This window comes from Collinsella sp. SGI.178 (genome assembly GCF_050313495.1).
In the GTDB taxonomy this organism is placed as follows: Bacteria; Actinomycetota; Coriobacteriia; order Coriobacteriales; family Coriobacteriaceae; genus Collinsella.
Window position 1 is genome coordinate 1 of sequence record NZ_JBNPLM010000005.1, and the last position, 26,235, is coordinate 26,235.

The 26,235-nt window shown below is 60.0% G+C and carries 25 protein-coding genes; 1 reads left to right on the top strand and 24 read right to left on the bottom strand.

What is annotated here, in order from left to right:
- Nucleotides 1–5 precede the first annotated feature (5 nt).
- The 6 genes from ACQRAQ_RS02505 to ACQRAQ_RS02530 form a co-directional block, all read right to left on the bottom strand.
- On the bottom strand, nucleotides 6–1,400 hold the full coding sequence (locus ACQRAQ_RS02505; protein WP_427793761.1) for a CCA tRNA nucleotidyltransferase: 1,395 nt from the start codon (nucleotides 1,398–1,400) through the stop codon (nucleotides 6–8).
- A gap of 192 nt (nucleotides 1,401–1,592) precedes the next feature.
- Nucleotides 1,593–2,525: a 1-phosphofructokinase family hexose kinase gene (locus ACQRAQ_RS02510; protein WP_427717343.1), complete on the bottom strand. Its 933-nt coding sequence runs from the start codon at nucleotides 2,523–2,525 to the stop codon at nucleotides 1,593–1,595.
- 227 nt (nucleotides 2,526–2,752) lie between these two features.
- Nucleotides 2,753–3,685, bottom strand: coding sequence for a 1-phosphofructokinase family hexose kinase (locus ACQRAQ_RS02515; RefSeq protein WP_427793762.1), 933 nt, complete (start codon nucleotides 3,683–3,685; stop codon nucleotides 2,753–2,755).
- Between the two features lie 74 nt (nucleotides 3,686–3,759).
- Nucleotides 3,760–5,463 carry a phosphoenolpyruvate--protein phosphotransferase gene (ptsP, locus tag ACQRAQ_RS02520; RefSeq protein ID WP_427793764.1) on the bottom strand — a complete coding sequence of 568 codons (1,704 nt, stop codon included), beginning with the start codon at nucleotides 5,461–5,463 and terminating at the stop codon, nucleotides 3,760–3,762.
- Nucleotides 5,464–5,596: 133 nt separating this feature from the next.
- Nucleotides 5,597–5,860, bottom strand: a complete 264-nt coding sequence (locus tag ACQRAQ_RS02525) for an HPr family phosphocarrier protein (protein ID WP_022094575.1) — start codon at nucleotides 5,858–5,860, stop codon at nucleotides 5,597–5,599.
- A 505-nt stretch (nucleotides 5,861–6,365) separates the two neighbouring features.
- Entirely contained in the window at nucleotides 6,366–8,375 is a 2,010-nt protein-coding gene (locus ACQRAQ_RS02530; RefSeq protein WP_427728173.1) for a fructose-specific PTS transporter subunit EIIC, read from the bottom strand.
- Between the two features lie 271 nt (nucleotides 8,376–8,646).
- On the opposite strand from ACQRAQ_RS02530, the gene ACQRAQ_RS02535 reads away from it, so the two are divergent.
- Nucleotides 8,647–9,504 (top strand): MurR/RpiR family transcriptional regulator, encoded by an 858-nt coding sequence (locus ACQRAQ_RS02535; protein ID WP_154515542.1) that lies wholly within the window; start codon nucleotides 8,647–8,649, stop codon nucleotides 9,502–9,504.
- A gap of 220 nt (nucleotides 9,505–9,724) precedes the next feature.
- Here ACQRAQ_RS02535 and ACQRAQ_RS02540 read toward each other — a convergent pair whose 3' ends face one another.
- From ACQRAQ_RS02540 to ACQRAQ_RS02625, 18 genes are all read right to left on the bottom strand, one after another.
- Nucleotides 9,725–11,353 (bottom strand): DNA repair protein RecN, encoded by a 1,629-nt coding sequence (locus ACQRAQ_RS02540; RefSeq protein ID WP_427793766.1) that lies wholly within the window; start codon nucleotides 11,351–11,353, stop codon nucleotides 9,725–9,727.
- Nucleotides 11,343–12,203, bottom strand: a complete 861-nt coding sequence (locus ACQRAQ_RS02545; RefSeq protein WP_427728169.1) for an NAD(+)/NADH kinase — start codon at nucleotides 12,201–12,203, stop codon at nucleotides 11,343–11,345. Before ACQRAQ_RS02545 ends, ACQRAQ_RS02540 begins: the two co-directional genes overlap by 11 nt.
- Nucleotides 12,200–13,003, bottom strand: coding sequence for a TlyA family RNA methyltransferase (locus ACQRAQ_RS02550; protein ID WP_427793838.1), 804 nt, complete (start codon nucleotides 13,001–13,003; stop codon nucleotides 12,200–12,202). The genes ACQRAQ_RS02545 and ACQRAQ_RS02550 overlap by 4 nt, the downstream gene beginning before the upstream one ends.
- Nucleotides 13,004–13,011: 8 nt before the next feature.
- The gene (locus tag ACQRAQ_RS02555) at nucleotides 13,012–13,278 is read right to left on the bottom strand and encodes an exodeoxyribonuclease VII small subunit (protein ID WP_154515533.1); all 267 of its coding nucleotides are present in this window, start codon (nucleotides 13,276–13,278) and stop codon (nucleotides 13,012–13,014) included.
- 2 nt (nucleotides 13,279–13,280) lie between these two features.
- Entirely contained in the window at nucleotides 13,281–13,865 is a 585-nt protein-coding gene (nusB, locus tag ACQRAQ_RS02560; protein ID WP_427793768.1) for a transcription antitermination factor NusB, read from the bottom strand.
- Nucleotides 13,866–13,868: 3 nt separating this feature from the next.
- The gene (locus tag ACQRAQ_RS02565) at nucleotides 13,869–14,231 is read right to left on the bottom strand and encodes an Asp23/Gls24 family envelope stress response protein (protein WP_427793770.1); all 363 of its coding nucleotides are present in this window, start codon (nucleotides 14,229–14,231) and stop codon (nucleotides 13,869–13,871) included.
- A 24-nt stretch (nucleotides 14,232–14,255) separates the two neighbouring features.
- The gene (gene efp / locus ACQRAQ_RS02570) at nucleotides 14,256–14,819 is read right to left on the bottom strand and encodes an elongation factor P (RefSeq protein ID WP_154515524.1); all 564 of its coding nucleotides are present in this window, start codon (nucleotides 14,817–14,819) and stop codon (nucleotides 14,256–14,258) included.
- A 159-nt stretch (nucleotides 14,820–14,978) separates the two neighbouring features.
- A complete protein-coding gene (locus ACQRAQ_RS02575; RefSeq protein WP_427717316.1) occupies nucleotides 14,979–16,109 on the bottom strand; it encodes a M24 family metallopeptidase in 1,131 nt (376 codons plus the stop codon).
- Between the two features lie 132 nt (nucleotides 16,110–16,241).
- Nucleotides 16,242–17,351, bottom strand: a complete 1,110-nt coding sequence (locus ACQRAQ_RS02580; RefSeq protein WP_427793772.1) for a hypothetical protein — start codon at nucleotides 17,349–17,351, stop codon at nucleotides 16,242–16,244.
- Nucleotides 17,348–17,881, bottom strand: a complete 534-nt coding sequence (locus ACQRAQ_RS02585) for a shikimate kinase (RefSeq protein ID WP_154515515.1) — start codon at nucleotides 17,879–17,881, stop codon at nucleotides 17,348–17,350. The genes ACQRAQ_RS02580 and ACQRAQ_RS02585 overlap by 4 nt, the downstream gene beginning before the upstream one ends.
- 8 nt (nucleotides 17,882–17,889) lie before the next feature.
- On the bottom strand, nucleotides 17,890–18,387 hold the full coding sequence (locus ACQRAQ_RS02590) for a YqeG family HAD IIIA-type phosphatase (RefSeq protein WP_117646451.1): 498 nt from the start codon (nucleotides 18,385–18,387) through the stop codon (nucleotides 17,890–17,892).
- 2 nt (nucleotides 18,388–18,389) lie between these two features.
- The gene (gene mltG / locus ACQRAQ_RS02595) at nucleotides 18,390–19,823 is read right to left on the bottom strand and encodes an endolytic transglycosylase MltG (RefSeq protein ID WP_427793774.1); all 1,434 of its coding nucleotides are present in this window, start codon (nucleotides 19,821–19,823) and stop codon (nucleotides 18,390–18,392) included.
- Nucleotides 19,816–20,244 (bottom strand): Holliday junction resolvase RuvX, encoded by a 429-nt coding sequence (gene ruvX / locus ACQRAQ_RS02600; RefSeq protein ID WP_427793776.1) that lies wholly within the window; start codon nucleotides 20,242–20,244, stop codon nucleotides 19,816–19,818. Before ruvX ends, mltG begins: the two co-directional genes overlap by 8 nt.
- Nucleotides 20,245–20,261: 17 nt before the next feature.
- Nucleotides 20,262–22,919 (bottom strand): alanine--tRNA ligase, encoded by a 2,658-nt coding sequence (gene alaS / locus ACQRAQ_RS02605; RefSeq protein ID WP_427793778.1) that lies wholly within the window; start codon nucleotides 22,917–22,919, stop codon nucleotides 20,262–20,264.
- A gap of 148 nt (nucleotides 22,920–23,067) precedes the next feature.
- Complete coding sequence (locus tag ACQRAQ_RS02610; protein ID WP_427728156.1) at nucleotides 23,068–24,477, bottom strand: AI-2E family transporter; 1,410 nt, start codon at nucleotides 24,475–24,477, stop codon at nucleotides 23,068–23,070.
- The gene (locus ACQRAQ_RS02615) at nucleotides 24,474–25,265 is read right to left on the bottom strand and encodes an RNA polymerase sigma factor SigF (protein WP_427717298.1); all 792 of its coding nucleotides are present in this window, start codon (nucleotides 25,263–25,265) and stop codon (nucleotides 24,474–24,476) included. Before ACQRAQ_RS02615 ends, ACQRAQ_RS02610 begins: the two co-directional genes overlap by 4 nt.
- 1 nt (nucleotide 25,266) lies before the next feature.
- Nucleotides 25,267–25,644, bottom strand: coding sequence for an ATP-binding protein (locus tag ACQRAQ_RS02620; protein WP_154515503.1), 378 nt, complete (start codon nucleotides 25,642–25,644; stop codon nucleotides 25,267–25,269).
- Nucleotides 25,637–26,227 carry a hypothetical protein gene (locus tag ACQRAQ_RS02625; protein ID WP_427728155.1) on the bottom strand — a complete coding sequence of 197 codons (591 nt, stop codon included), beginning with the start codon at nucleotides 26,225–26,227 and terminating at the stop codon, nucleotides 25,637–25,639. Before ACQRAQ_RS02625 ends, ACQRAQ_RS02620 begins: the two co-directional genes overlap by 8 nt.
- Between the last annotated feature and the right edge of the window lie 8 nt (nucleotides 26,228–26,235).

The window sequence follows — 26,235 nt, forward strand, 5'->3', positions numbered from 1 at the left end:
AAGAGCTACCCCAGGTTGAGGTGGGCCAGAAGGGCCTCGCGGGTGTTGGGGACGTTGTCTTCGATCACGGCGTCGAGGGCAACGTTGAGAAGCTGTCCCAGCTCAGGCCCCGGTTTGACGTCGGCGCGAATCAGGTCCCCTCCGTTGATGCCAAGCATCTTAAGCGTATAGGGCTCCCCCGCTTCCAACAGTTCGTGGGCGAGCGAACGCATCTCCTCGATCGTCTCGACGTAATAGAAGCACGACGGTGCCTTACCCAGCGTATCGGCACGCTTAAGGTCCATAAGCTCGTCAATCAAACGCGGTGTGTCGACGCCCTCACCCGAAAGCGAGCGCATCATATTGAGCAAACAGGAGCGCTCGGGGCGCAACGGCTTATCGTGATACCTGATAAGCAGACACACGTCGCGAACCAAATCGTGCGAAAGCGCCAAGCGATCCATAATAGCGCGCGCTTTCTTGGCACCAAGCTCAGGATGACCGTAAAAGTGGCCGCTGCCCGCATGATCGACCGTAAAGCAATCGGGCTTGGAGACATCGTGCAAAAACGCTGCCCACATTAAGCTCGACGAAGGCGCCACGCCGTCACACAGTGCCAGCTCCCCCGCTACCGTCAAAACGCGAGCGATATGCTCGTAAACATTAAAGGCGTGGTAGACGCTGCGCTGGTCAAACCCACGAGCCGGCGCAAGCTCGGGCACGGCGGCGCAAACAAGCTCGGGGTAGCGTAGCATCGCGTCTCCCCCGTGACCGGTCGATAGAATCCCCTCGAGCTCAATGCCCACGCGTTCACGTGCCACGGCATCGAGCAGCGGCGAGCACTCGGCAAGCGCCAGTTTGGTCTTAGGCTCGATCATAAAATCCAGACGGCAGGCAAAACGCACGGCGCGCAGCATGCGAAGCGCATCCTCGTTAAAGCGACGCTTGGGATCTCCGACGGAACGAATCAGCTTACGCTGCAGGTCGCCCTGGCCATCATAACGGTCGACAAGACCGCGCTGGGGATGCCAAGCCATGGCGTTAACGGTAAAGTCACGACGTGCCAGATCGTCCTCAAGCGACGCCGCACGCTCCACACTCTGGGGATGGCGACCATCGGTGTAAAAACCGTCCAGGCGATACGTCGTGACCTCAATACGCTCATCATCACAAAGGGCGGTAATGCCGCCAAATTTTATGCCCGACTCAACTACCGCAATGCCGGCTGCCTCGAGCGCCGCCTTGGACTCTTGCCACAGGCCGCTACAGCACATGTCAACATCGTGGCTGGGACGTCCCATCAGGGCGTCACGCACCCAACCGCCTACGAACCAGGCCTCGAGACCAGCGTCCTCAAGCGCACGTAGCACACGCAGGGAGGCATCTGTGGGCTGCGTACCGTTGAGCGAAACATTACACATACCTATGGCCTCCTACGCTTGCAAGCGTTAAACGATGGTTCTCAAGCAGTCTAGCAAGAAACAAGCGTGAGCGCACATGAAATCACATCGTCGATTCGTGCGAACGAGACAGCAGAGCCCATGCGGCCAACAGATAAAAACACCCGCCTCGGAGATCCAAAGCGGGTGTTCGGCAACGATATGTCTAAACGGTTAGCAGACCTGGCGAACGTCGATGTGCTTCTTATATTCGTCCACCTTGGCAAAATCGCCCAAACCAGGGCACTCGACCACGTTGGCACCGGTTGCCATCGAGAGGCGCAGGGCGTCCTCGACGCACTCGGGGGCATCATGCCACACGGACAGGAAGGCGGCAAGCGAGGAATCGCCGGCGCAGACCGTCGAGAGCAGCTTGACCTCAAAGGTGCGTTTGGCAAACCAAATGTGCTCGCCGTTGGAGAAGTACGCGCCGTCGCCACCAAGGGTCAGCAGCACATTCTTAGCGCCCTTGGCGTGCAGCTCAGCCATAGCGCACTTAACGGACTCGTCGTCGCCACCGCTCACCTTAATGCCAAAGATGTCGAGCAGCTCGTCATCGTTGGGCTTAATGAGCAACGGCTCCATGGCAATGAGATCGGCCAGCTGATGGCTCGAAATATCGAGCACGAACTCGGCACCCTTTGCCTTAACACGGCGAAGAACCTCGGCCAGGAAACCCTCGGAGGTGTTGGGGGGCAGCGAGCCGCTAATGACCAGGCAGGTCATGTCGTCGAGCGAGTCGATGAGCTCAAACATCTCCTGCTCGTTGGCAGCATTGATGGCAGCGCCTGCATTGACCATGTTGTACTCGGTATCGGGACCGGCGTTGAGGAAAACGTTGACGCGCGTGATGCCGTCAGTCCACACGGGCTTGACGGGCACACCCAGGGCCTCGGCGCCCTTGACGATATACTCGCCTGAGAAGCCGGCAAAAAAGCCCAGGATCGTGGTGTCGACACCGTAGTGATCGAGGGTGAACGAGACGTTGAGACCCTTGCCATTGGGCGTATAGACCGCGTTGCGCGTGCGGGTGACGGTGTTGGCGGAAAGTCCGTCGCAGGAAATGTTGTAATCAATGGCGGGATTTGCAGTGAGCGTGTAAATCATGAATGTTCCTTTCACAAAGCAACGTGATAATGAAAGTATATTCCACACCTTGTGAAAAGACCATAGCAACTCGGCGAACGGTGTAGAACGCGTGCAGGTCGCCAGAAAAGCAGCAAGGCGGGGCAAAAAAATCAGGAGTGCTTGCCCTGAAGCTCATTTGCAATTTACAAATAAGCGCCCCGGCTTAAACCGGGGCGCCATATAGCCACGAATATGTAGCGTTTCGCTTACTTGCGATCGAGCTTGCGGACAGCAACGCGCTTACTATACTCATCGACGTGACCGAAGTCGCCGATGCCCACGGACTCGGCAACGTTGGCGCCGGTGGCCATAGCGAGCTTCATGGCCTCCTCGACGTTGTCGCGATCCCTGTACCACTTGTACAGGAACGCAGCGAGAGTGCAGTCGCCGGCGCAGACGGAAGAGACCAGCTTGATGTTGAACTCACGCTTAGCGTACCAGATGTCCTCGCCGTTGGAGAAGTAAGCGTCGCCGCGGCTACCACGGGTGAGCAGCACGTTCTGGACGCCGGCATCGTGAGCCATCTTCATAGCAACGCGGACCTCGTCGTCGGTGTCGACCGGCACGCCAAAGATGGCCTTCATCTCGTGATGGTTCGGCTTGATGAGCAGCGGCTTCTTGTGAGCGAGCTCCTTGAGCTTGTCGGAAGACAGGTCCAGGACGACGTCGGCGCCACGAGCCTGAGCGTGATCCATGACCTGAGCCAGGAAGTCGGGCGTAGCTTTGGGAGGCACGGAACCAGAGACGATCAGGCACTCAAGATCGCCCGCGGTGTCCAGGATGTTGTAGAGCTCCTTCTGGTGCTCCGGCGTAATCGGGGCGCCGGGGTTAAGGATGCCGTACTCGTGCTGGCCATCGTTGACATAGGTGTTGATACGCGTGATGCCGTCGGTCCAAACCGGGCGGCACAGGCAACCCAGGTTCATGACCTCCTCGACGATGAACTTGCCCGTGAAGCCGGCGAAGAAGCCGAGCGCGACGGTGTCGACGCCCATCTTCTTAAAGGCGAAGGACACGTCGAGGCCCTTGCCGTTAGCCGTGTAGCTGGCCGAGCCGGTGCGGACGTTCTCGTCGGGCTCGAGCGGAGAGCTCGAAACCGTCATGTCGACAGCCGGGTTAGCGGTTAGCGTGTAGAACATTTACAGTACCCCCTGTATATTTGAGGGCCGCGCGGCCAGCCCATTCCAACCACGCGGTTACCTCTGATACCAAATTAGCGAGCGGCAGCCTCAAGCAGCGCCTTGACCTCTTCGGCAGTGGTGCAGGCGAGCGCCTTCTCGGCGAGATCGTCGCACTCGGCCTTGGTCCACTGGCTGATGGTCTTGCGGGCGCGAAGGATAGACGGAGCGCTCATCGAGAACTCCTCGAGGCCCCAGCTGATCAGCAGCGGCTCAAGCAGCGGATCGGCAGCAGCCTCGCCGCACATACCGACCATGATGCCAGCCTTGACGCCGCTCTCGATGATGTTCTTGAGCGAGCGAAGCACGGCGGGATAGTACACCTGGTACAGGTTAGAAATGGTGTCGTTACCACGGTCGGCACACATGGTGTAGCCGATCAGGTCGTTGGTGCCGATCGAGAAGAAGTCGGCGACCTCGGCCAGGCGGTCAGCGATCAGCGATGCGGCAGGCGTCTCGACCATAATGCCGACCTCGATGTTCTCGTTGAACTTGCGGCCCTCTTCGGTCAGCTCGGACTTGCACTCCTCGACGAGCTCCTTAACGGCCAAGACCTCCTCGACGCAAGTGACGAGCGGGATCATGATCTTGACATCACCGAAGGCGCTGGCGCGCAGCAGAGCGCGGAGCTGTACCTTGTACTGGTCGGGGTTGGCCAGGCAGTAACGCACGGCACGGAAGCCCATGAAGGGGTTCTCTTCCTTGACCATGTGCAGGTACGGGATCTCTTTGTCGCCACCCACGTCGAGCGTGCGGATGATGACCGGAGCGCCATTGAGCGCGCTGGCAACCTTGCGATAGGCGTTGAACTGCTCCTCCTCGGAAGGAAGCTCGGCGGAATCCATGAACAGGAACTCGGAGCGGAACAGGCCAATGGCCTCGGCGTCGTGATCGAGCGCGTTGGGCACGTCATCGGGGTTACCGATGTTGCAGGCAATGATCTTCTTGATGCCATCGGCAGTCACGGACGGCTTGCCACGGAAAGCCTCGAGGGCTGCCTTCTCGGCAGCGAAAGCCTCGGCCTTGGCGGTGTAGGCGGCGAGCGTCTCCTCGTCGGGATCGGCCTCGACGATACCCTTGCCACCGTCGACGACAACGGTCATGCCGTTGCGCAGCGCGGTGCAGCTGTTGGCAACCGAAAGGACAGCCGGAATCTCGAGGGCGCGGGCGATGATCGCGGAGTGCGACGTGCGGCCACCGGTCTCGGTGACGATACCGGCAACGTGAGCCTTATCGATCGTGGCGGTCATGGACGGCGTAAGGTCGTGCACGACAACGACAGTGTTTTCGGGCAGGACGGAGAGATCGACGACCTCCTTGCCCAAAAGCTCGGCCAGAATACCGGTGCGGATGTCGGCGATGTCTGCCGCGCGCAGGCGGAACATCTCATCGTCCATGGACAGGAACATGTTCTCAAACATGGTCGAGGTGTCCATGAGCGCCTGCTCGGCGCAGGTGCCGCCGTCAATGGCGGCGTTGATGGCGTCGGTCATGCCCGGGTCCTGAGCCAGGACAATGTGTCCGCTCATGATTTCGGCCTCGGCCTCGCCCACCGTCTCCTTCATGTGGTCAGCCTGAGCCTGGGTCTTCTCGCAGAAGACCGAAAGGGCGGTCTGATAGCGCTCCTTCTCTGCTGCCGAATCAGCAACCTCGTGCGGCTCAAACGTCAAGTCGGGTTCGACGGCAACCATGACGGTGCCGATACCGATGCCCTCGGAAGCGTTGACTCCCTGATACATTCCTATTCCTCTCTCCGTGTCATGTGATAAAGCGTTTTGCCATATCCATGACAAAAGAGCGCAGTTCCCTTTAAACAGGTCACTGCGCCCCCAAATATGAACTTAGTTGTTCAACATGCGACCCGTTTGAGTTCTACTCGCCAAGACCGCTCTTGATGAGCTCGATGGCAGCAGCCAGAGCCTCGGCCTCGTCAGCGCCGTCGCACTTGACCTCGACCTCGGTACCGCAGGGGATGCCGGCAGCCATGAGGGCCATCGGGGACTTGCCGTTGACCTCCTTCTCGGGGGTGACGACCGTCACGTCGCAGGCGTACTTGCCCATGGTGGAGGCGAAGAGGCCAGCCGGACGCATGTGAAGACCCTGAGGATTAACGAGGGTAGCCTTCTCAGAAACCATAATTGACTCCTTTTTTGTGTTTAACCCCTATCAGCAATGCGACAGGAGCCATATTCACGACGTTGATTATATTAACTCACATCAAACGGTTTTTCATTATGTTTCGTACGAATTGTTGGACAGATGTCGTTCCTGCACGCTCGCCTGCCGGGCGGGGCGGTTAAGTTTGCTGCTCTACAGTCCTGCGCAAGACGGAAAGCACATTAAGTGCTTTCCTTTGCGTGCGGAACTCGCGACAAACTTAACCGCCCCGCCCGGCAGGCGAGCTGCGGAAACTCAGTCGGTCCAGAGCAATATCGTGCGAAAGAAATTTTGGCTGAGTTTTTGTTCGCCTGGTTGATCTGGTTGATGGGGCTATCTATGCCCTCTTGTGAACTGAGGAGTATTCCTAACTGTCGGCAGGAAGGAAATGACCCTCAGTACCGGGTTACTTGAAAAAGGCGGGGACCCCTGATGGAGTCTCCGCCTTATATACAGGGGGCGATGTTATTCGCAAGCTGCGGGATTAGACCAGACGGGCGTTGATCGTCTTAGCGATCTCGGCAGCGTCGGTGGAACCCTTAACGGTGGCACGGAAGCCCTCGTCCATGAGCGCCTCGGCGACCTTGGACAGGATCTTGAGGTGCGTGGTGCCGGCCTGGGCACCGGGGATGAGCAGGGCAATAGCCACGTTGACGGGAGCGCCGTCCATGGTGTCCCAACCGGTCACGCCAGAGTCGTCCTTGACGACGATGACGGCGGCCTCGGTAATGGCATCAGACTTGGCATGCGGAATAGCGAAGCCCTCCATCATGCCCGTGGTGCCCTCGGCCTCGCGGGCCAGGAAGGCGTTCATTACGGCGTCGGCGTCGTCAGCGATACCGGCCTTGACAGCCTGGTTGGAGACAAAGCTCAGGGCCTCGTCACGAGAAGCAAAATCCTCGGCGACAAAAACGTTCTCGACCTTCACGAAGTCGGAAGCCTCAGCCTTGGGGGCCTCGACGGCAGCGGCCTTGGGAGCCTCGACCGGCTTAGCGGCAGCGGCGGGAGCGGCCTTCTGTTTCTTCTCGAAGTCATACTTCTTGAAAGCAACGAACAGGATGCCACCGACCACGGCGCCGATGAGGATCGCGAGGACCCACAACGGACCGTTCTCGACAACGGGCAGGACCAGGAAACCACCGTGAGGCGCCGGATCGTGGACGTTGAACATAATGGTCAGGATCGAGGCGATGGAGGAACCGAGCATCATGATGGGCATGACGGGCCAGATGTTCTTGGTCATGAACGGAATGGCGCCCTCGGTGATGTGGGTGCAACCAAGGATGAGGTTGACGATACCGGCGTCATGATCCTCCTGGCTGAAGTACTTCTTGCCGACGATGACGGCGAAGGTGGTGATCAGCGGCGGAACGATGCAGGCGGCGGAGACGGCAGCCATGAAGTTGGTGCCGAAGTTATAGGTGTCGGTGCCGACACCGGCAGCCAGGGCCTCGGTGAGCATAGCGGTACCGGTGACGTAAGCAGCCTTGTTGACCGGGCCGCCCATATCAAAGGCGCACATGCAGCCAATGGCAAGACCCAGGACAACAGCGCCAGAGGCAGACAGACCCTTGAGGAAGTCCATCATGGCGGTGTTAATGGCAGCCATGGGGCCGGAGATGCCAAGCATGACCAGACCGACGATGGCGGTCGAGAACAGCGGGTACAGGAAGATAGCCTTGAGGCCGTCCAGGTTCTTGGGCAGCTTGGCAAAAACCTTCTCGAGCAGCAGGATGACATAGCCAGAGAGGAAGCCGCCGACGATGCCGCCCAGGAAGCCAAAGCCCACGCCGGCACCGCCGGCATCGATCATGCCGGTCTCGGCATTAACGGGCAGGCCCTGGATGGCGATCATACCGGCGACAAAGCCGGGAACGAGCGCCGGGCGCTTGCCGATGGACTCGGCGATATAGGCGGAAAGCACGGGAACCATGAGGTTCATGGCGATGCCGCCGATGATCTTGAGCATAGCGGCAAAGCTGTTGTAGTCGGCAGCCGTCGAATCGAAGGACGTGATGCCCCACAGGAACGAAACGGCGGTCAGAACACCACCGGCAACGACGAAGACCAGCATGTGGCTGACGCCGTTCATGAGGTGCTTATAGATGATGTGACCGATGGACTCCTTCTCCTCGACCTCATCCTCGACATCGGCAGCAGCCGCAACCGTGTCGTCGCCCTTGGCGGCGAGAGCGCGGTCGATCAGCTTACCGGCAGCCTCGACGGACAGGGCCTTGGAAACACCGACGGAAACCATGGGCTTACCGGCGAAACGCTCCGCCTGGACATCCTTATCGGCTGCGACGACGACGGCCTTAGCACCGGCGATCTCACCCTTCGTGAGTTCGTTCTCGACACCGACCTGGCCATGGGTCTCGACCTTAATGGTCAGACCGCGCTCGGCAGCTGCCTTCTCCAGCGCCTCCTTCGCCATGAAGGTGTGCGCGATGCCGGTCGGGCAACCGGTGGCGGCGATGATGTCAAACTTAGCCATGTGTCCCTCCTTCTTGAGTACTGCGCCCGCGGGCGCTCCCCTACACGCGCTACGGTGCGCGTTTTTCCACTCCTGAAAGATACCAAGCCACCGCTTATATGAGAAGCAATCCAGCCTATTTCTCCGGTGAAAGGTTCTTTCACAACCGTAAACGGTCGATGAAAGTTTACCATCAACTTTTGAAACAGCAAGGTGTATCTTGTAATTGAAATCCCCGTATACTAGAGCGGCACACAACAAGACAGCTTTTAATGCCAACCAGGAGTCATCCATGTCCGATAGCAGCAAGAGCGCACTCTCCCTTATTAGCACGCACAAGGGATACAGCGAGTCCGAGCAGCGCATTGTCGACTATATCCTAGAGCACCAGTCCGAGGCACCGCTCCTAACAGCCGCGCAACTCTCGCGCGCCGCCGCAACCTCCGAGGCCACCGTCTCGCGCTTCTGCCGCAAGCTGGGCTTTGGAAGCTTTCGCAGCTTTCAGTTTTCGCTGGCGCGCGATCTGGAGAGCCAGCGCAATGAAGGCCTCACAGACGAGGTCTCGCTCGATAATATGGAGCAGAGCCTCAAAAACATCCTCGCCGCAAAGGTCAGTGAACTCAATGCGACCATCGATGGCATTGATCACGATACACTGGCAGCCGTCGTGCACGCGTTTAAGAACGCAGGGGCTATCGAGTTTGCAGCCGTAGGTAATACCAACGCCGTTGCGCTCGACGCGACGTTTAAGTTTTCGCAACTGGGCCTTCGCTGTATGTCAAGCACCATCAGTGAAACCTCGATTGGTTTTGCGCTCACGTTGCGCCCCGGCGACGTTATCGTGCTGATCTCGAACTCTGGCAAGTCGCGTCGACTGAATCGCATGGCAAAAGCGGCTCGAGGCTGTGGTGCCACCGTAGTCGTCATCAGCAGCGACAGCAAGTCTCCGCTTGCTCGCCTAGCCGACTACACCTTTAATACCGTGAACCACGAGGCGCTGCTCACCACGGGCGACTTTGCGTTCTCCAAGATCAGCGCCACGATGATCATCGAGGTTATCTACAACTTCCTGCTGCCCGAAATCGAGGACGCCCGAGAGCACATCAGCTACTACGAGGAGCTTATCCAGCCGGATAAGGTCGTGGAATAGAAATTTTGGCGAGCCGACAAACGCCACTCGCCACGAAACCGGCCCATCTACTACGTTTTATCAGTATGGCCCAACCACATACCGAAAATAGAAAAACCGCAGGCGTTCTACCTGCGGTTTTCTTTTTGCAATTCAAGGCCTGGTTGCCGATAGCCTATTAAACGTAGTAGATGGTCCGGTTTCGTGGCGGCCGGGTCGAACATACATGTAACGGCTCGGCCTAAGCACGCGCTTCCTCGAGCATCTGCTTTGCGTGGGCCAAGCTCGCCTCCGATTGATCGCCGCTCAGCATACGGGCGATCTCTGCGGTACGGGCGTCCCCGGTCACCTCATCCAGATGGGTTTGGGGAACGTCGCCGGGCTCTTTGCTCACCACGTAATGTTTGTCGGCCATGACGGCGACCTGCGCCAGGTGCGTTACGACAATCACCTGATGCGTTGCGGCAAGATCTGCCAGAACGCTCGCAAGGGCGCGTGCAGTAGAGCCGCCAACACCGGCATCGACCTCGTCGAACACCAACGTATCCACGCCGTCCGCGTTACCCAAAACAACCTTGCTCGCCAACATGACACGGCTCAGCTCGCCGCCAGACGCAATGCGGCGCAGGGGGCGCGGCGTCAATCCGGCACCGCTACGATACAAAAGCTCGTAGCTCGACGGGCCCGCCGGCGTCCACTCGGCGCGCGGAAGATCGCGCGAGTCCCAAACGAGCTCGGCGCCGCCCATCTCCAGGCGCGCCATCTGACGGCCAACCTCGTGACAAAAGCGCGGGGCTGCCGTATTGCGTGCACGCTTAAGTGCCTTGGCGGCGGCGAACAGTTCGCGCTCCGCCGCGCCAAGCGCTTCGCGCGCATTCTTGATCTGCTCATCACCATCGTCTACCAGCGACAACAGCTCTCGGGAGCTATCGCGCATGGCAAACACGTCGTCCATGGTGGGACCCCACTGACGCAAAAGTCCCTTAAGGTCGGAATACCGCTCGCGCATACGAGCCAGCTCGCGCGGGTCGAAGGCGACCCCATCGCGATAGGCGCGCAGCTCGTTGGCACAATCCTCGAGCGAGATGCAGGCATCCGAAAGCGCATCGGCGATATCACCCAACTTGCGATCGACAGTAGCCATGCGCGAAAGCTCCGCCACGGCGCTGTTCACGGCATCGAGTGCTCCCCCTTCGGCAGCAAGCGACGCATGGGCATCGTTGGCCGTTGCCACCAGCACCTCGGCATGCTCGGAGCGCGGCAGCAGCTCCTCGAGCTCCTCATACTCACCCGGCTTGGGGTCGACCTCGGCGATGCGCTCCAGAGCGAAGCGCGCCTCCTCGACACGACTCCCCTGCGCGCGTGAGGCCTCTTCGACGCGACGGACCTCTTTGGCAGCCGCGCGCGATGCCTTAAGGCAAGCACGATAGCGATCGAGCGCCTCGAGCGCCGGGCGCCCCGCCCATGCATCGACCATGGCAACATGATGCGCCGGGTCGAGCAGGCGCTGGTGCTCGTGTTGGCCGCAAAGATCCATCATCACACCGACGCGCTCCGAAAGCTCACGCACGCTGGCGATGCGGCCGTCAATTTTTACGCGGCTACGGCCCTCGGCAGAAAGGCTGCGCTGCACGGTGAAGCCCTCCGTGTCGTGCGGGCCGTCAAACAGGCGCGCCTCGACGTTGGCGAGCGTCTCGCCCTCGCGCACCGTCGACGAATCCGCGCGCTCGCCCAGAATGAGCTTAAGCGCCGAGAGCAACGCGGTCTTACCGGCGCCGGTCTCGCCGGTCAGAACCGTTAAGCCCGCGCTCGGAACCAACGTCGCCTCGCGAATGAGGGCAATGTTGGAAACCTGCAGCTCATCGATCATGACGCACTCCGTAGAACACGCGACTCACCGAGTTATAGAAGCTCTCGGGGCCGTAATCCAGCAGCAGAACATCGCCGGGACCGCGACGCACAGCCACGCTCTCGACCGTGCCATCGCAGGTAATAAACTGTCCATCGATGGCGATCGCAGGCACGCTCGGGCGGTCATCGGACATAAAGATCTCAACGACATCGCTTGGCGAGGTCAAAAAGGCGCGAGCCTGAATGGTATGTGGGGCGATGGGCACGCAAACCATGCCCGTGTAATCGGGACTGACGATGGGGCCGCCGGCGGAAAGCGCGTAGCCGGTGGAACCGGTCGCTGTCGAAACGACGACGCCGTCACCGCGCAGGCGGTCGATATGATGGCCAGACACCGTGATGTCGAACTCAACCATATCGGACAGGGGCCCGCGCGTAAGCGCCATATCGTTAAGGGCAAACGTGCGCACGACATCCTTCGTGCCATCTTCGCGCACCGAAACGATATCCGCAGCGAGGGTGGCGCGGCGACTCACATGGAGCTCACCGGAAAGGGCATCGCTCACGACCTGCAAAATATCGCGATCCTCGGGGCTCGCAGCCGTCAAAAAACCCAAATGACCATAGGAAAGGCCCAGAATGGGGATCTCGCGGTAGTTGAGAATGCGGGCGGCACGCAACAGCGTGCCGTCGCCGCCGAGCGTAATGACCAGGTCGGCATCGTCAACATCGGGCGCACGCTGGATCTTGGAACGCTGATCGGCAGCCCATGCGACCTCGTAGCCCTGGCGCGAAAGCCAAAGCTCGAGCATTAGGCCGCTCTCGACCGCCTCTTGCTTGTAGTAATTGGGAACCAGAAAGACCTTCATAGCGTTGCAGCTTTCTCGCTCAAAGCCGTTACCTGTGATTGCAGTTCATCGTCGGCACGCTCGCCAGAGGCAAACCTCGTGCCGTACAGGAAAAACTCGACGTTGCCCTTGGCGCCATGGATGGGCGACACGCACACGTCGAGCGGAAACAGACCCTTGGCGGTAAAGAGCTCAATCGCCGCCACAAGCGTATCGCGGCGGACGGAGGGGTCGGTCACGATACCGCCCTCGCCCACCAGCGCAGCCGGCGCCTCAAACTGCGGCTTTACGAGCGTGCAAAACGAACCCAAAGGCTTCAGGCACGCCAACACGGCGTCGATGATATTCGCGATACTCGTAAACGACACATCGCAGACAGCCAAGTCGATAGCGCCGCCGTAGCCAAGCTCGGGCAGTTGTGTCACGTTGGTGCGCTCATGAAGCCTCACCCGCTCGTCTTGGCGCAGCGACCAATCAAACTGAGCGCGACCCACATCGACCGAAACAACCGTTGCGGCGCCACGCTTGAGCAGGCAATCGGTAAAGCCGCCCGTGGAGCAGCCCACATCGAGGCAAGCAAGGCCCATGGGATCGATCCCAAACGCATCGAGCGCGCCCTCGAGCTTGAGCCCGCCGCGCCCCACGTAGGGAATACGGCCCTTCACGTGCAGGGGCAGACCGGGCGTCACCTTAAGGCCCGGCGAGGTCAAACGCTCGCCGCCACTCGAGACTAAGCCGGCCATAAGAGTGCGAAGGGCATCCGCGCGATCGGCGCAGATGCCCTGTGAAATCAGTTCGTCATCGAGACGCACGCGTTTCATGAATGCCATCAACCATTCGTATCCGGAGACGCGGCCTGGCTATCCTGGGATTCGTTTGCCGCATCCTCATCGTATTCCTGCTCGAGCTTATCGGCCTCACGAGGCGTCAACTCAAACTTGTCGACCATATCGACCGCACGGGAGCCAAGTTCGATCGCCTCGTCAAACAAATCGAGCGAACGCTCCAAGGACGTATCCTTGGAGCGAACGGTAGCGATGATCTGGTCCAAGCGGTCCGAGATCTCATCGAAGTTGCGGACGGAACCCTCTGGCATGGCTACTCCTCGACGGTACCGGTCTCGACCTCGGCGACCTCGGTACCCTCGTCGAGAACGCCGGCCGCAGCCTGAGCGGCTGCAACCTTGGCGGCAGCCTCGGCGGCCTGGGCCTCCTCGCGGGCGCGGTCCTCGGCCAGCAGCTCCTGATACAGGTCCTCGCCCGGCAGCTCCTCGCTACGCGCGATCTTGCCCAGCACGCCATTGACAAACGACGCGGACTGGTCGGTGCCATAGGCCTTGGCAAGCTCTACAGCCTCGTTGATCACGATGGCGTCCGAGACCTCCTCGTCGGTGAGGAAGCGCATCTCATAGACGGCGATACGCAGCAGATTGCGATCGGCGCCGGGCATGCGCATAAGATCCCAGTTCTTGGCGATGGAGCGCAGGGCGCAGTCGATGCGGTCGATATACTCGTAGGCACCGCGGCACAGCTCCAGAGCGTAGGGGTCGAGGGGACCCTTCGAGATCAGGAAATCGCCCTCGAGGACGCGCTCGAGCGGGCTGTCCGTGGCCTCGGCCTGGAACAGCAGCTGCAGCGCCTGACTGCGGGCAAGCGTACGCCCGCGATAAACCTTAAGGCTCAAAGGTTACTCCTTGGGGAAAACGAGGCCGTCGATGCAAACGTCAACGCGCTCGACCTCGACGCCTACCTGGGCATCGATAGCTGCGACCACGGCGGAGCGAACGGCCTCGGCGAGTTTCTTGAACGGATAGCCAAAGAACACCACGACGCGCACGGTGAGTGCGAGCTTGTCGCCGATGACCTCGGCCTCTACCGGCGGCTCGGAAGCCGGGGCCTTGGACGAAAACATCATGGAGACAAGGTTGGTGGCAAGGTCCTTGACGCCCACGGAGGCGATGCCCTCGACATCCGTGACGGCGCGCGAGACGATGGCGGTCAGAACATCGGGCGAAATACCGATGCCGTCAATCTTGATTTCCTGGGGCATGAGTCCTCCTAGAAGAGTTGGTTGCTAGACGCGGGAGACGAACTTGCCGTCGCGGGTGTCAACCTTGATGACCTCGCCCTCGTTGAGGTACATCGGGACCTGGATGACAGCACCGGTGTCGATGGTGGCCGGCTTGGTGGAACCCTGAACGGTGTCGCCCTTAAAGCCCGGGTCGGTCTGGACGATGGTGGTCTCGATGAACATCGGCGGGGTCACGCCCATGAGCTCGTCGTCGGCGAAGAGCAACTGGCAGGTGTCGTTCTCGCGCAGCCACTTGGAGTTCTCGCCCACCATGTCCTCGGGAACGGGAACCTGCTCGTAGGACTCATTGTCCATGAAGATGTAGTCGGCACCGTCGTTGTAGAGGTACTGGAACTCACGGGTGGTGAGCATGACGCTCTCGAACTTGGTACCGGCGTTGCAGGTGTTCTCGACGACACGACCGCTCTTGATATCGCGGGTCTTGTAGCGCACAAAAGCACCGCCCTTGCCCGGCTTGACGTGCTGGAACTCGACGATGGTGTAAACCTTGTCCTTAATGCGGAGACCGAGGCCGTTCTTGAAGTCGGCGGTAGAAATGGTAGGCATAGCGACCTTTCTTGTTATGGGTAGAACGCACAAGCGTCCAAATTACATACGAGCGAAATTATACACTTGCAGGCGGCGCCTGCGGCGAGCGCATAAAAAGAGAACGCGGGGCGCCCGAATCATTTCGGACGCCCCGCTTCCAAAATCAAACTGAATGGCTTAGCAGTCGATGACGTGCAAGTCGTGCGGGGTCTTGGTGAAGGGCTCATAGCCGTTCTCGGTGACAACACCGTAATCCTCCAAGCGCACGCCGCCCACGCCGGGCAGGTAGACGCCGGGCTCCATGGTGACAACCGAGCCGACCTCGATGATGTTCTTGCTGCGGTTGAAGTTGGGCAGCTCGTGGATGTCGATACCGACACCATGGCCCAGGCCATGGTTGTAGTAATCGCCATAACCGGCATCGCCGATGATCTTCTTGGAAAGCTTGAAGATATCGTTACCCTCGACGCCCGGATGGATAGCGGCGACGCACTCCTCGTGGGTGCGGCGCACGAGCTCGTACAGGTCGAGCTGTTCCTGCGTGGGCTCGCCCATCACGACGGTACGCGTCATATCGGAGCGATAGTCGCAGTAGCCCGCGCCATAATCCATGAGGACGAAATCGCCCTTCTCGATGACACGGTCGCTCGGGACGGCATGCGGGTTGGCGGTGTTGGGACCGCTCGCGACGATGGAGCCAAAGGCCAAGCTGTCGGCACCGTTGGCGAACATAAAGTTCTCGAGCTCGTTGCGGACCTGCTTCTCGGTCATACCGGGCTTAATAAAGCCGAGCATGTGCTGGAAGGCGGCATCGGTGATCGACTGCGCGTGTCGCATGAGCTCGATTTCCTCGGCATCCTTGATGGCGCGCATCTTACGAATGTCGTCATGCATCAGCGGCAGCATGCAGGCGACGGAGCGATCCTCAAGACCACGCTGAATACCCTGGTAAAAGTTAATCTGCATGTCATCCTCGACGGCGCAGACACGACACTTGTTGGCCGCGATCTTGTCGGCAACCCAACCGGGGATGGTGCCCTCGTCCATGTCGTAGACCCAGGGGCTGCCGGCGGGCGTGTTCTCCTCAAAGCTGTTGAGATAGCGCGAGTCGGTATGGAACAGGCATTGATCGGCCGTAATAAATGCGGCGTGCGGAAACTCGAAGGTGTAATCGAAGACGCCCTTCACACCCGTGAGCCAACGGAGGTTGGCCTCATCGCGCACGACGATAGCATCGTAGCCGCGCTCGACCATCAGGGCACGGACACGCTCGATACGACCGGCAGGACCGGCAGCAAACTCAGACATTCAGATTCCTTTCTTATTGTCCTCAAAAAGAGCAGGACGGGCTTCAAACGAATAGGCGAACCACAAGCGATTCGCAACCGATTGAAAACCCGTCCCTCAAAATGATACGAAAGACGATGGATGTCAATAAAGTTAAAAAAGTTCCTTGCGAGAAGCCAGATACGCCTGCGCATGGCGTTCGAGAATCTCGTCCTCGACATTTGTCAGGCGAATGGCGCCGAGCGCCGCGGGCAGCGGCAGCATGCTGCGGTTTGAGCGGGCAAACTGCTGCTTGCGGAACTCCTCGATAAACGCGGTGGGCTCCAAGTCGAAGGCAAGCTCTTCGATGCCAAAGTCCTCCAGGCAATCGTCGACCTCAAACACATTGTCGATATCGAAGTCACAGGCATCATGTGCTAGGCGCGCCTCAAAACGCATACCCTCGGAAAGGAGCTGGTATGCGGGAACGTTAGCCGCGGCCTCGCCCAGGCAGGCGCGAAGGGTGCGCTCCCCTGTCTTACCAAAATCGAGTGCATGGCGAGCACTGGGGTTCGTGGCCATGAGCACATCTTTGCGCGCGGTCTGGGACCACTGCACAGCATTGACGAGCGCGACCTCCTCGCCGGAAAGAATCTCGGGAACAGTCTCGGTAAACTGATTCCAGCGGGACTTGCTGCTCGAAAGCATGGTGCCAACAAGCACCACATAGCCGAGCTTGAGATCCTCGGGGTCCGCCTCGCGAACAAGGTCGAGGTCACACACGACCAAGCCCGATTCGGGACGGAACGCGATAGCGGGAAGCGCATTCGACGAAGAGGCGACGAGCGGCTTCATGGTCGTCGCGACCGTGAGCATGGCGTCGAACGTTGTCGGCAGCAAGGCGCACTCGGTGCGACCGCACCACTGATTAGCACACCAGCTAACAACCGAGCAGGTTGCGGCATCGCCAACGGCGACAACAAGATCGTCGCAGGTAATGCCGTTGGCAGATAGGGCGCCAAAGATGGCATCGGCATCGGCCAGCGTGGCACCAGCAGGCGAAACCTCAAGCGGGAGCTGCGACACGACAAAACCGGCATCAACCAGCGCATGCTCGACGACCTCGCCAAAATGCTCTGACGTGGCGTCGTTCCAAACCACCAACGCGCGCTTAGGCTTGCCCACAGCCGAGGCAAACATGCGCGACAGCTCCTCGAACGCGCCCAATCCGACGCGGACATCGACACTGCGGTTTTGAAAATTGATCAGTTGACGGCGAATCATAACAGCCCACGCTCCAAAAGCATCTCGGCACAAAGGTAGGAAACGTCCTCGAAGGACTTGTTGCGAATATCAAGGGTAATATCGGCGGCCTGGCGATATAGCGGACGGCGATGCTCAAACAGGCGCGCGGCATGCTCGGGCGAACGGAAATCGGGACGCGTGTCGGACCGACGAATCTGGCGAATCGAATCCTCAAAGTCGCCTTCGAGATACACACAGATACCCATCTGGTGCATAAGCTCAATATTCACCGGAGTCTCGACGATACCTCCGCCGCAGGAAACCAGCAGGCTGCGCTCGCTTTGGAGCGAACGGAGCGCCGAGGTCTCGAGCTCGCGAAAACGCTCCTCGCCCTCGGTCTCAAAAATCTCGGTCACCGATTTACCGCAACGACGCACGACAAGGCGGTCGGTATCGATAAAGCGACGTTTGAACATAGTGCCCACGTTGCGCGCAAGCGTCGATTTGCCCGCGCCCAAAAAGCCGATAAAGAAGATATGGTCGCAGCCGTGTTTGGTGTGCTGGGACATAGCGAGACCTATTCCTCGCAGGGAAGGTCGCGCAGGGCCCGGCGCTCAAAGATACGGAAGATCTGCGTATACCACAGGTCCTGAGTGGCCTGCGGCTTTACCAGGATGGTATCGACGCCGGCGAAATTGCCGCTCCACACGTCCGTGTAGAGCTGATCACCGATCAGCACCGCCTCGTCGGCCGTGGCGCCGAGGCGCTTAAGACCCGCCTTGAGGGCAAACGGAGCCGGCTTCATGGCGTGGCTAATGGCCTCGAGTCCCAGCTCGCGTGCCGAGCTCATGACCTGGTCGCGATGCCAGTTGTTAGACACCATGCACAGCTTAAAGCCTTTGGCGCGGGCGGCGTCGAGCCAAGCGGAAACCGCGGCGGGAACCTGCTCGGTGTCGCGCGGTACCAGGGTGTTATCGCGATCGAGCAGAATGGCGCGTTTGCCGTCGGCCCACAGGGTATCAAGGTCGATGCGGTCGACGGATGCAACATATCGTTTGGGGCTGAAAATCCTCATGTTTAATTCCAAGACTGTTGGTGCTCTTCGTAGGTTTGCGAGAAGTACTCCTCGTCCTGCGTAATGTAGAAATACAGGTCATCGGAGTCGGTCGGCTCAAGCGTGGCCTTGAGTGCCTCGAGCGACGGGGAGCAGATGGGCGTGGGTGGCAGACCCTCGTGCTTATAGGTGTTGTACGGACTATCGCTCTGCAGGTCGTCGGCGGAAACCTCGCCACCGGTGACATACATCATGGTCGCATCGCTGTTGAGATAACGCAGACCGTCGAGCTTGCCGGCAAGGCGGTTGTAGAAGACCGAGGCGACATGCGCGCGCTGCTCGGCGTTGAGACCCTCGCGCTCAACGATGGAAGCGAGATTGATGATGTCGTAATCGGACATCTCCACGCCGTAACGCTCTTTGATCTTGGCCTCGCACCCGGCAAAATCAAGAGACTTGTACTCGGTGTTGAACTGATCGAGCATGGCGCGGATAACGTCATCGGCGCTCGGGTCCTTGCCCAGCGAATAGGTCTTGGGGAACAGAAAACCCTCGAGCGAATCGTTGGCGGCGCCCTTAAGGAAGCTATAGTCGTCCACGTAGTTGGAGGCCTTGGCCTGGTTGAGGAAGTCCTCCTTAGAGATGCTGTCGTAGGCCTGGGCCACACGGTCGGCGACTTGATCGACCGTTAGACCCTCGGGAATAGTAAGCGCATTGGAGCCCGCATTGGGGCCTTCCATGAGCTGCTGAACAACCTTGGTCGCATCCATGAATGTGGTGAACGAATAGGTACCAGGCTTGAGCGACATATCGGCATTAAGCTTTTTGACCGCCGCATAGTAATCCTTGGGATTTTCGACGATATGGTTCTCGGAGAGGATCGAGGCGATGGTGTCGCCCGAAGCACCGTCGGGAATGGTCACCGTAACCTGCTGACCAGCCGTAACCTTCGTATCCTCACCGGCAAAGAAGCCCTTGACGGCCGGCACGACAAAGAAAGCGATCACAGCAAGCGCGAGCACCGCCACCACAACGCCGATGATCATGGGAACCGGAGAACTCTTCTTTTGAGCACCGCGTCGAGCACGCGTGTCGTAGCTCGAGCGGGTCGCCGGAGCAACGCCATGCAAACCGCGAGCATGATGCGAATGCGATTGGGTAGCCTGCGTTCGCCGGACAGGTGCCTGCTGCTTAAAGCGGGTACCGCCTGCAGGCTGGGCCGTACGAGCAGTGGGCTGCTGAGCCGCGCGAGAAGCCGGATGCTGAACCGAACGAGCAGAAGGCTGCTGACCCGTCCTTTGAGCAGGTTGGGCCGAACGAGCGAAGGACTGCACCGGGCGCGCGCCAGGCTGAGCTGCGCGCTGCGTCGGCTGTGCCGGACGCTGGCCAGGCTGGGCAGGGCGCGACTCGGGCTGACGTGTACGATTCGGCTGGCGCGGATCGGAAGCGCTAGGCATGCGAAACCTCCTCGTTTTTACGATCGAGCCACGTCTGCAAAAACAGGCTGGCGGCAATCATGTCAATCTTGCCCCTCATCTGCTTTTCGTTGAGGCCCTGCTCGCGCAAGATACGCTTTGCCTCTTGCGAGGACAGACGCTCGTCCTCAAACTCCAACGGAAGATCGAGCTCGTCGGCGATCTTTTGTGCCACGGCGGCAACGCGCTCAGCCTGGGGGCCGGGCTCGCCGGCCATGGTCAAGGGACGTCCGCTTACCAGCATGTCGGGCTCATAGTCCTCGACCAGGTAACGGAACGTCTTGGCCATACCGGTGACCTCAGCGGCCGGGAGTACCTTGACAGGCATCGCCATCTTGCCATCACGGCTCGAGACGGCAATGCCAATCCTGGTCTCCCCTATGTCCAGTGCGAGCGCGACCACAGCGACTACTTCGGTTCTTAGGCGCCCAGCGCGGTCTTAGCGGCCGCGAGGGCATCGGCGATACCGGCGGCGTTCTTGCCACCGGCCTGGGCCATGTTGGGACGGCCGCCACCGCGACCATCGACCAGGCCCGCGATCTGCTTGATCACATTGCCGGCGTGGAAACCGGCCTTGACGGCGTCGTCGGAGCCGGCAGCGAGCAGCGCCGGGGTGCCCTTCTCGGTCACGCTGGCAACGACGCAGGCAACGGGGCCGGAAACCTTCTGGTGCACAGTATCCCAGACGTTGCGCAGGTCAGCAGCCTCAAGGCCCTGGAGCTCGGCGAAAACAAGCTTGTAGCCATCGAGCTCGACGGCGCCCTCGATGGCGCCGGAGATAGCGTCGGAGGAGCCACCGGTCAGGGCCTTCTTGAGCTTATTGGACGTCTCGCGCAGCTCGGCCTGCAGGTTCTCAACGCGGGCGGGAACCTCGTCGACGCGGCACTTGAGCGCAGCGGCAGCGGCGTCAACGAGTGCCAGGCGGTCGGCCATGTAATCGAGAGCGCCCTTAGAGGTCACGGCCTCGATACGGCGGACGTTGGAGCCCGTAGAGGACTCGGAAATGATCTTGAACAGGCCGATCTCGGCGGTGTTGGCGGCATGGGTGCCACCGCAAAGCTCACGGGAGAACGGCTGGTCCTCGGCGCCCACGGAGACAACGCGGACAACGTCGCCGTACTTCTCGCCAAAGAGGGCGACAGCACCGGCGGCCTTGGCCTCGTCGATGCCCATAACGCGGGTCACGACCGGCTTGGAAGCGAAGATCTGCTGGTTGACCAGGTCCTCGACAGCCTTGAGCTGCTCGGAGGACAGGGCCTCAAAGTGCGTGAAGTCAAAGCGCAGGTGCTCGGGCGTCACCAGCGAGCCGGCCTGGGAGACATGCTCGCCCAGGACCTGCTTAAGGGCGGCGTCGAGCAGGTGCGTAGCGGTGTGGTTGCGGCGCAGGAAGCCACGGCGCTCGGCGTCGAGCGCGGCGGTCACGGTAGCGCCGACGGTCAGCGTGCCCTCGGCAACGTGGGCGACGTGGGCATACAGGCCGTTGTGGTTCTTGGTGTCGGCAACCGTCAGCGTAACGCCCTCGGCGGATAGCTTACCGGCGTCGCCCTGCTGGCCGCCCATCTCGGCATAGAACGGGGTGCGGTCGAGCACAACCTCGACGTCCTCGCCGGCGGCAGCGGACTCGACAGACTCGCCGTTGCGCACGATGGCGACAACCTTGGCGCCCTCGATGACGTCGTTGTCATAGCCGTCGAACTCGGTCGCGGCAACTTTGTCGGAAAGCTCGACCCACACGTCGTTGAAGCTGCCCCAAGCGTCGCCCTTGGCATTGGCGCGGGCGCGGGCCTTCTGGTCCTCCATGCAGGCGGTAAAGCCGTCCATGTCGACGTCGTGGCCAGCGGTGCCGGCGATCTCGACGGTCAGATCGATGGGGAAACCAAAGGTGTCGTGCAGCTTAAAGGCAACATCGCCCGGAAGGACAGCGCCCTCGGAAAGCGCTGCCAGGGCCTCGTCCAGATAGACGCGGCCGTTGTCGAGCGTCGTGGAGAAGCGCTCCTCCTCGGAGGCGACGATGCCCTTGACGAGCGCGACGTTCTTGAGCAGCTCGGGATAGGCCTCGCCCATCTGAGCGTTGACCTCGTCGATGAACTTGGTCAGGAAGGCGCCCTCGATACCCAGCAGGCGACCGTGGAACACGGCGCGGCGGAGCAGGCGGCGAAGGACGTACTCGCGGCCCTCGTTACCGGGGAGGATGCCGTCCGAGATCATGAAGTCGACGGCACGGGAGTGATCGGCGATGATACGCAGCGAGCGGCTGGCACCGGAGTAATCGTCGGCGTCATAGGTCTTGCCGCTGATCTCCTCGCCCAGCTTGATGAGGTGCTGCATCAGATCGCCGTCGTAGTTGGCGGTCTTGTGCTGCATGATAGCGGCCATGCGCTCCAGGCCCATGCCCGTATCGAGGTTGCGGTGCGGCAGCTCCGGCATGGAGCCGTCCTCCTGGCGGTCGTACTGGGTAAAGACGAGGTTCCAGAACTCCAGGAAGCGGTCGCAGTCGCAGCCGGGCTTGCAGTCGGGGCTGCCGCAGCCGACCTCCTCGCCCATGTCAAAGTAGATCTCGGAGCACGGACCGCAGGGGCCGGTGGGGCCGGCGGCCCAGAAGTTGTCGTCCTCGCCCAGACGCGAGATGTGATCCTCGGCAACGCCCAGAGAGCGCCACACGTCATGGGTCTCGTCGTCCTCGGTAAAGACGGTGAAGTACAGGCGGTCGAGCGGTAGCTTGAACTCCTTGGTGATGAGCTCAAAGGCCCAAGCGCAGGCCTGCTGCTTGGAGACGCCGCCAAAGGAGAAGTCGCCGAGCATCTCAAAGAAGGACAGGTGACGGCCATCCTCGCCGATGCAGTCGATGTCGTTGGTGCGGACGCACTTCTGGCAGGAGATAGCGCCGATCTCCTTCATGGTCTTCTTGCCCTGGTAATACTCCTTAAACTGGTTCATGCCGGCGTTGGCAAGCAGCAGCGAAGGATCGTCGGGGACGAGGGACGAAGAAGGATAGAGCTTAAGACCGCGCTCCTCAAAGAAGTTGAGGAACTTAGAGCGAATCTCAGCCGTAGTCATTGACGGGTAGTCAGCACTCATAGAGGGAATCTCCTCGGTTTCACATCGAAACAGTTCAAACGTAACGATATTACCATCCCACCGCGCAAGTGCAAAAAAGAGGGTCGCCAAACAGCGACCCTCCAGCGAATTTGCACGTTATTGCCTATGAACTTGAACTTGAAATGACTTACTGCTCATCATCGTCCATGGAACCGTCGATGCCGGTATTGGTGTCGTCGTCCGAGTTGGAATCGTCGTCTTTGGCGAAGGGATTCTTGAAAAAGCCCGTAGCATCGGGCTGAAGGCCCGAGAGCTTGATCCAGGGGTTATCGAGCTCGGGCCTGGGCATGGCCTGGGCCTCGGGCGCAGTCTCGTTACCGATGAGCTCGGACTCATAGATGAACGTATCGTCTCCAAGCGCGTCATAGGCGGCGACCGGGTTACCCTCGGCATCGCGATAGGGCGTGCCCTTAAACACGGCGCCGTCGTATGCCACGAGCTGGCGGCCGGTCTCGTTCTCAAAGTAGTAGACGAAAATGCCCTTGAGGGCCGCGCACAGCGGAATGGCGATAACCATGCCGATGGCGCCCATAAGCGCCGAACCGATAACGAGGGCCGTCAGGCTCATGATGGGATGCACCTGCACCGAGCTCTGCATGACCTTAGGCGAAATGACGTTGTCGGTGACATTTTGTGCCACCATGGTCACGACCAAGGTCCACAAAGCCAGCATCGGGCTGAACATAAAGCCGAGCACCGTGGCGATCGCCGCGCTCACCCAGGGGCCAACAACCGGAACCAAGTGCATAATGCCCGTAAAGATGGCCATGAGCGCCGCGTAGGGATGGCCAATGAGCGTAAAGCCGATAAAGGCGAGGATGCCACCGCAGATGGACGTCACGACCATGCCACGCATATAACCGCCGACCGAGCGCGAAAGAATCGCGACCATAAAGCGGTACGAGGTCTCCTTTTCCTGACCAATGATGGTGCAGACCTCGTGGTGCATACGGGGATAGTCGCAGGCCAACCAATAGGCAAGCACCAGACCGAGGAAGATGACGAACAGCTGCGAGGCCGTATTGGTAATGAACGGGAATACACCGCGACCAAGCTCGGCGGCAATCTGAGATACATACTTGGACGCCACGGTAACCAGCGAAGAAAGATTATCGTCCAGATACTCTTTGAGCGGCGTGTTGTTGAGCGTCTTGGCATGCGAGACCATCTCGTTGAGATCACCGCCCGCAACACGAAGCTGCTCAGGCAGGCGGCTCAAGACTTCCATGATCTGGCCAAAGAGAATCGGCGACAAGATGCAAACGACACCGACGAGCACAGCAACGACCACGATCAGCGCGATAAGCGAACCAATGCCACGGTTGACGCCGTGATGCTCGAGCCAGTTAGTAATCGGCGACATCACAAAAGCGATGATGGAACCGACAGCTAGAAACTCGATAACCGGCGCCAAGATACCCATAAGGTTAAAGATGACGGCGGCGATGACAATGCAGCCGACGACGGCCCAAATGCGAAGCGTCAGTATACGGGTATCGCGCAGCGCGCGATCGGTTTGTTGGGGGTGTTCACTCATGAACGAACCATCACTCCGTCGGGGTCGATCTTGTCCTGAACCTTCTTAAGGGTACGGCGCAGCAGGCGCGAGACCTGCACCTGCGAGATGCCCAGCTTCTTGGCGATCTCGATCTGGGTCATGCCCTTTACGAAACGCAGCTCGATAACCTCGCGCTCGCGCGGCGAGAAATCGCGGATGGCCTCCTCAATCACCAGGCGGTCATCGGTGAAGTCGAGCTCGTTGTCGTCGTCGGCGTAGCGGTCGAGAATTGAAGGCGCGTCGTCAGAATCGGACGCACCGGGGGCCTCGATGGGCACCGAGGTATAGGCCGAGGACGATTCCATGGCCTCCAGCACCTCGTCAACGGTCACGTCTAGGTACTCAGCGATTTCCTCCACCTTAGGCGAGCGCTGCAGCTCGTTAGTGAGCTTGTCGGTGGCCTGGTTAACCTTGGCAGAGAGCTCCTGTAGGCGACGCGGAACGCGCACACTCCAACCCTTGTCGCGGAAGTGACGCTTGATCTCACCCAGGATGGTGGGCGTGGCAAACGTGGTGAACTCAAGTCCGCGCTCGGGGTCAAAGCGGTCGATAGCCTTGAGCAAACCCAGATAGCCGACCTGCATGAGGTCGTCGAGCGGCTCGCCGCGATTCTTAAATTTATTGGCAAGAAACCTTACCAGGTTCATATGGGACATGACGAGCTGCTCGCGGGCGTCCGGATCACCGGTCTCTTTGTAGCGACGAAACAGCTCGCGGGTTTTCTCCTTGTCCCAAGCGGTCTTACCGCTCCGGGAACGTTCGGTCATATTAGATATCCGCCTTGAGATCGAGGGAAAGCGTCAGGGGCGCCGCAGTCTTTTCGTAGGAATCGCACACGCTTGCCAGAATGAGCTCGGCATATACGGCGGCCTGGTCATCCTCATCGACAGTCGCCTGGTCGCCAAAGGTGAAGGTCATGCCCACGTGAGACTCGTCGACATCGAATTTGATCGAGATAACGTCAGAATCAACGGCCGTGCAGCCAAAGATGAAGGCCTCCTCGGCAGCCATACGAATGTCCTCGATGCGATCGACGGACATGGAACACAGCGCGCCGACATTAGCCGCCGTCATGCGTACCAGGCGTGCCAGACGCGGATCCCCGGCAACAGTCAGCGTGATAGAGCAAGTTGCTTCACTACTCATCGCAGGACTCCTCGGAGGTCTCGGCGGGCGTGTAGGTGTAATACCGGGCCGCTTTAGCAGCAGGCTTCTGTGCATCATCGTCACCAGCAGCGGCATCGTCCCCGGCTTCGCCAATCAGGACACGCTCGGTCGGCTGCTCGGCTTCGGCGGCAGCGGAAAGATTATGCTCGGCGCCGACCGCGGGAGCCTTCACCTTGTTAAAGAGTTTCTGAACGGCACCGGCCGCAGAGTCGGTCACACTCGACACGGCATTGCTGGCCTCGGCCATGCTGCCCGTAACCTCGGAAATGTCACGAACCACGGCTTCGACCTCTACGAGATTGGAGGTAAGGGCGTCGACGGCGGTCTTGCTCGACTTGAGGAGCGGCTCAACCTGCGCCAGCGCGGGGGTGAGCTCATCGACGGCGCCATCGAGCTTTGCTACCACGGGCTGAGCCTCGGCGATGGTGTTGTTAAGGTCGCTCACCGTCTTGTCGAGCGAATCAACGACAGTGCGGGTCTTTCGCAGCGTGAGCGCGAGCTCGATGACAGCCCACACGCCGGCAACGGCGAGCAGCAGCAGGGCGATTTGGATGGGACTCATACAAGCCT

Coding starts and splice junctions, on each gene's coding strand:
- ACQRAQ_RS02505 (WP_427793761.1), bottom strand. CDS start 1,400: ATGTGTAATGTTTCGCTCAACGGTACGCAGCCCACAGATGCCTCCCTG.
- ACQRAQ_RS02510 (WP_427717343.1), bottom strand. CDS start 2,525: ATGATTTACACGCTCACTGCAAATCCCGCCATTGATTACAACATTTCC.
- ACQRAQ_RS02515 (WP_427793762.1), bottom strand. CDS start 3,685: ATGTTCTACACGCTAACCGCTAACCCGGCTGTCGACATGACGGTTTCG.
- ptsP (WP_427793764.1), bottom strand. CDS start 5,463: ATGTATCAGGGAGTCAACGCTTCCGAGGGCATCGGTATCGGCACCGTC.
- ACQRAQ_RS02525 (WP_022094575.1), bottom strand. CDS start 5,860: ATGGTTTCTGAGAAGGCTACCCTCGTTAATCCTCAGGGTCTTCACATG.
- ACQRAQ_RS02530 (WP_427728173.1), bottom strand. CDS start 8,375: ATGGCTAAGTTTGACATCATCGCCGCCACCGGTTGCCCGACCGGCATC.
- ACQRAQ_RS02535 (WP_154515542.1), top strand. CDS start 8,647: ATGTCCGATAGCAGCAAGAGCGCACTCTCCCTTATTAGCACGCACAAG.
- ACQRAQ_RS02540 (WP_427793766.1), bottom strand. CDS start 11,353: ATGATCGATGAGCTGCAGGTTTCCAACATTGCCCTCATTCGCGAGGCG.
- ACQRAQ_RS02545 (WP_427728169.1), bottom strand. CDS start 12,203: ATGAAGGTCTTTCTGGTTCCCAATTACTACAAGCAAGAGGCGGTCGAG.
- ACQRAQ_RS02550 (WP_427793838.1), bottom strand. CDS start 13,003: ATGAAACGCGTGCGTCTCGATGACGAACTGATTTCACAGGGCATCTGC.
- ACQRAQ_RS02555 (WP_154515533.1), bottom strand. CDS start 13,278: ATGCCAGAGGGTTCCGTCCGCAACTTCGATGAGATCTCGGACCGCTTG.
- ACQRAQ_RS02565 (WP_427793770.1), bottom strand. CDS start 14,231: ATGCCCCAGGAAATCAAGATTGACGGCATCGGTATTTCGCCCGATGTT.
- efp (WP_154515524.1), bottom strand. CDS start 14,819: ATGCCTACCATTTCTACCGCCGACTTCAAGAACGGCCTCGGTCTCCGC.
- ACQRAQ_RS02575 (WP_427717316.1), bottom strand. CDS start 16,109: ATGTCTGAGTTTGCTGCCGGTCCTGCCGGTCGTATCGAGCGTGTCCGT.
- ACQRAQ_RS02580 (WP_427793772.1), bottom strand. CDS start 17,351: ATGATTCGCCGTCAACTGATCAATTTTCAAAACCGCAGTGTCGATGTC.
- ACQRAQ_RS02585 (WP_154515515.1), bottom strand. CDS start 17,881: ATGTCCCAGCACACCAAACACGGCTGCGACCATATCTTCTTTATCGGC.
- ACQRAQ_RS02590 (WP_117646451.1), bottom strand. CDS start 18,387: ATGAGGATTTTCAGCCCCAAACGATATGTTGCATCCGTCGACCGCATC.
- mltG (WP_427793774.1), bottom strand. CDS start 19,823: ATGCCTAGCGCTTCCGATCCGCGCCAGCCGAATCGTACACGTCAGCCC.
- alaS (WP_427793778.1), bottom strand. CDS start 22,919: ATGAGTGCTGACTACCCGTCAATGACTACGGCTGAGATTCGCTCTAAG.
- ACQRAQ_RS02610 (WP_427728156.1), bottom strand. CDS start 24,477: ATGAGTGAACACCCCCAACAAACCGATCGCGCGCTGCGCGATACCCGT.
- ACQRAQ_RS02615 (WP_427717298.1), bottom strand. CDS start 25,265: ATGACCGAACGTTCCCGGAGCGGTAAGACCGCTTGGGACAAGGAGAAA.
- ACQRAQ_RS02620 (WP_154515503.1), bottom strand. CDS start 25,644: ATGAGTAGTGAAGCAACTTGCTCTATCACGCTGACTGTTGCCGGGGAT.
- ACQRAQ_RS02625 (WP_427728155.1), bottom strand. CDS start 26,227: ATGAGTCCCATCCAAATCGCCCTGCTGCTGCTCGCCGTTGCCGGCGTG.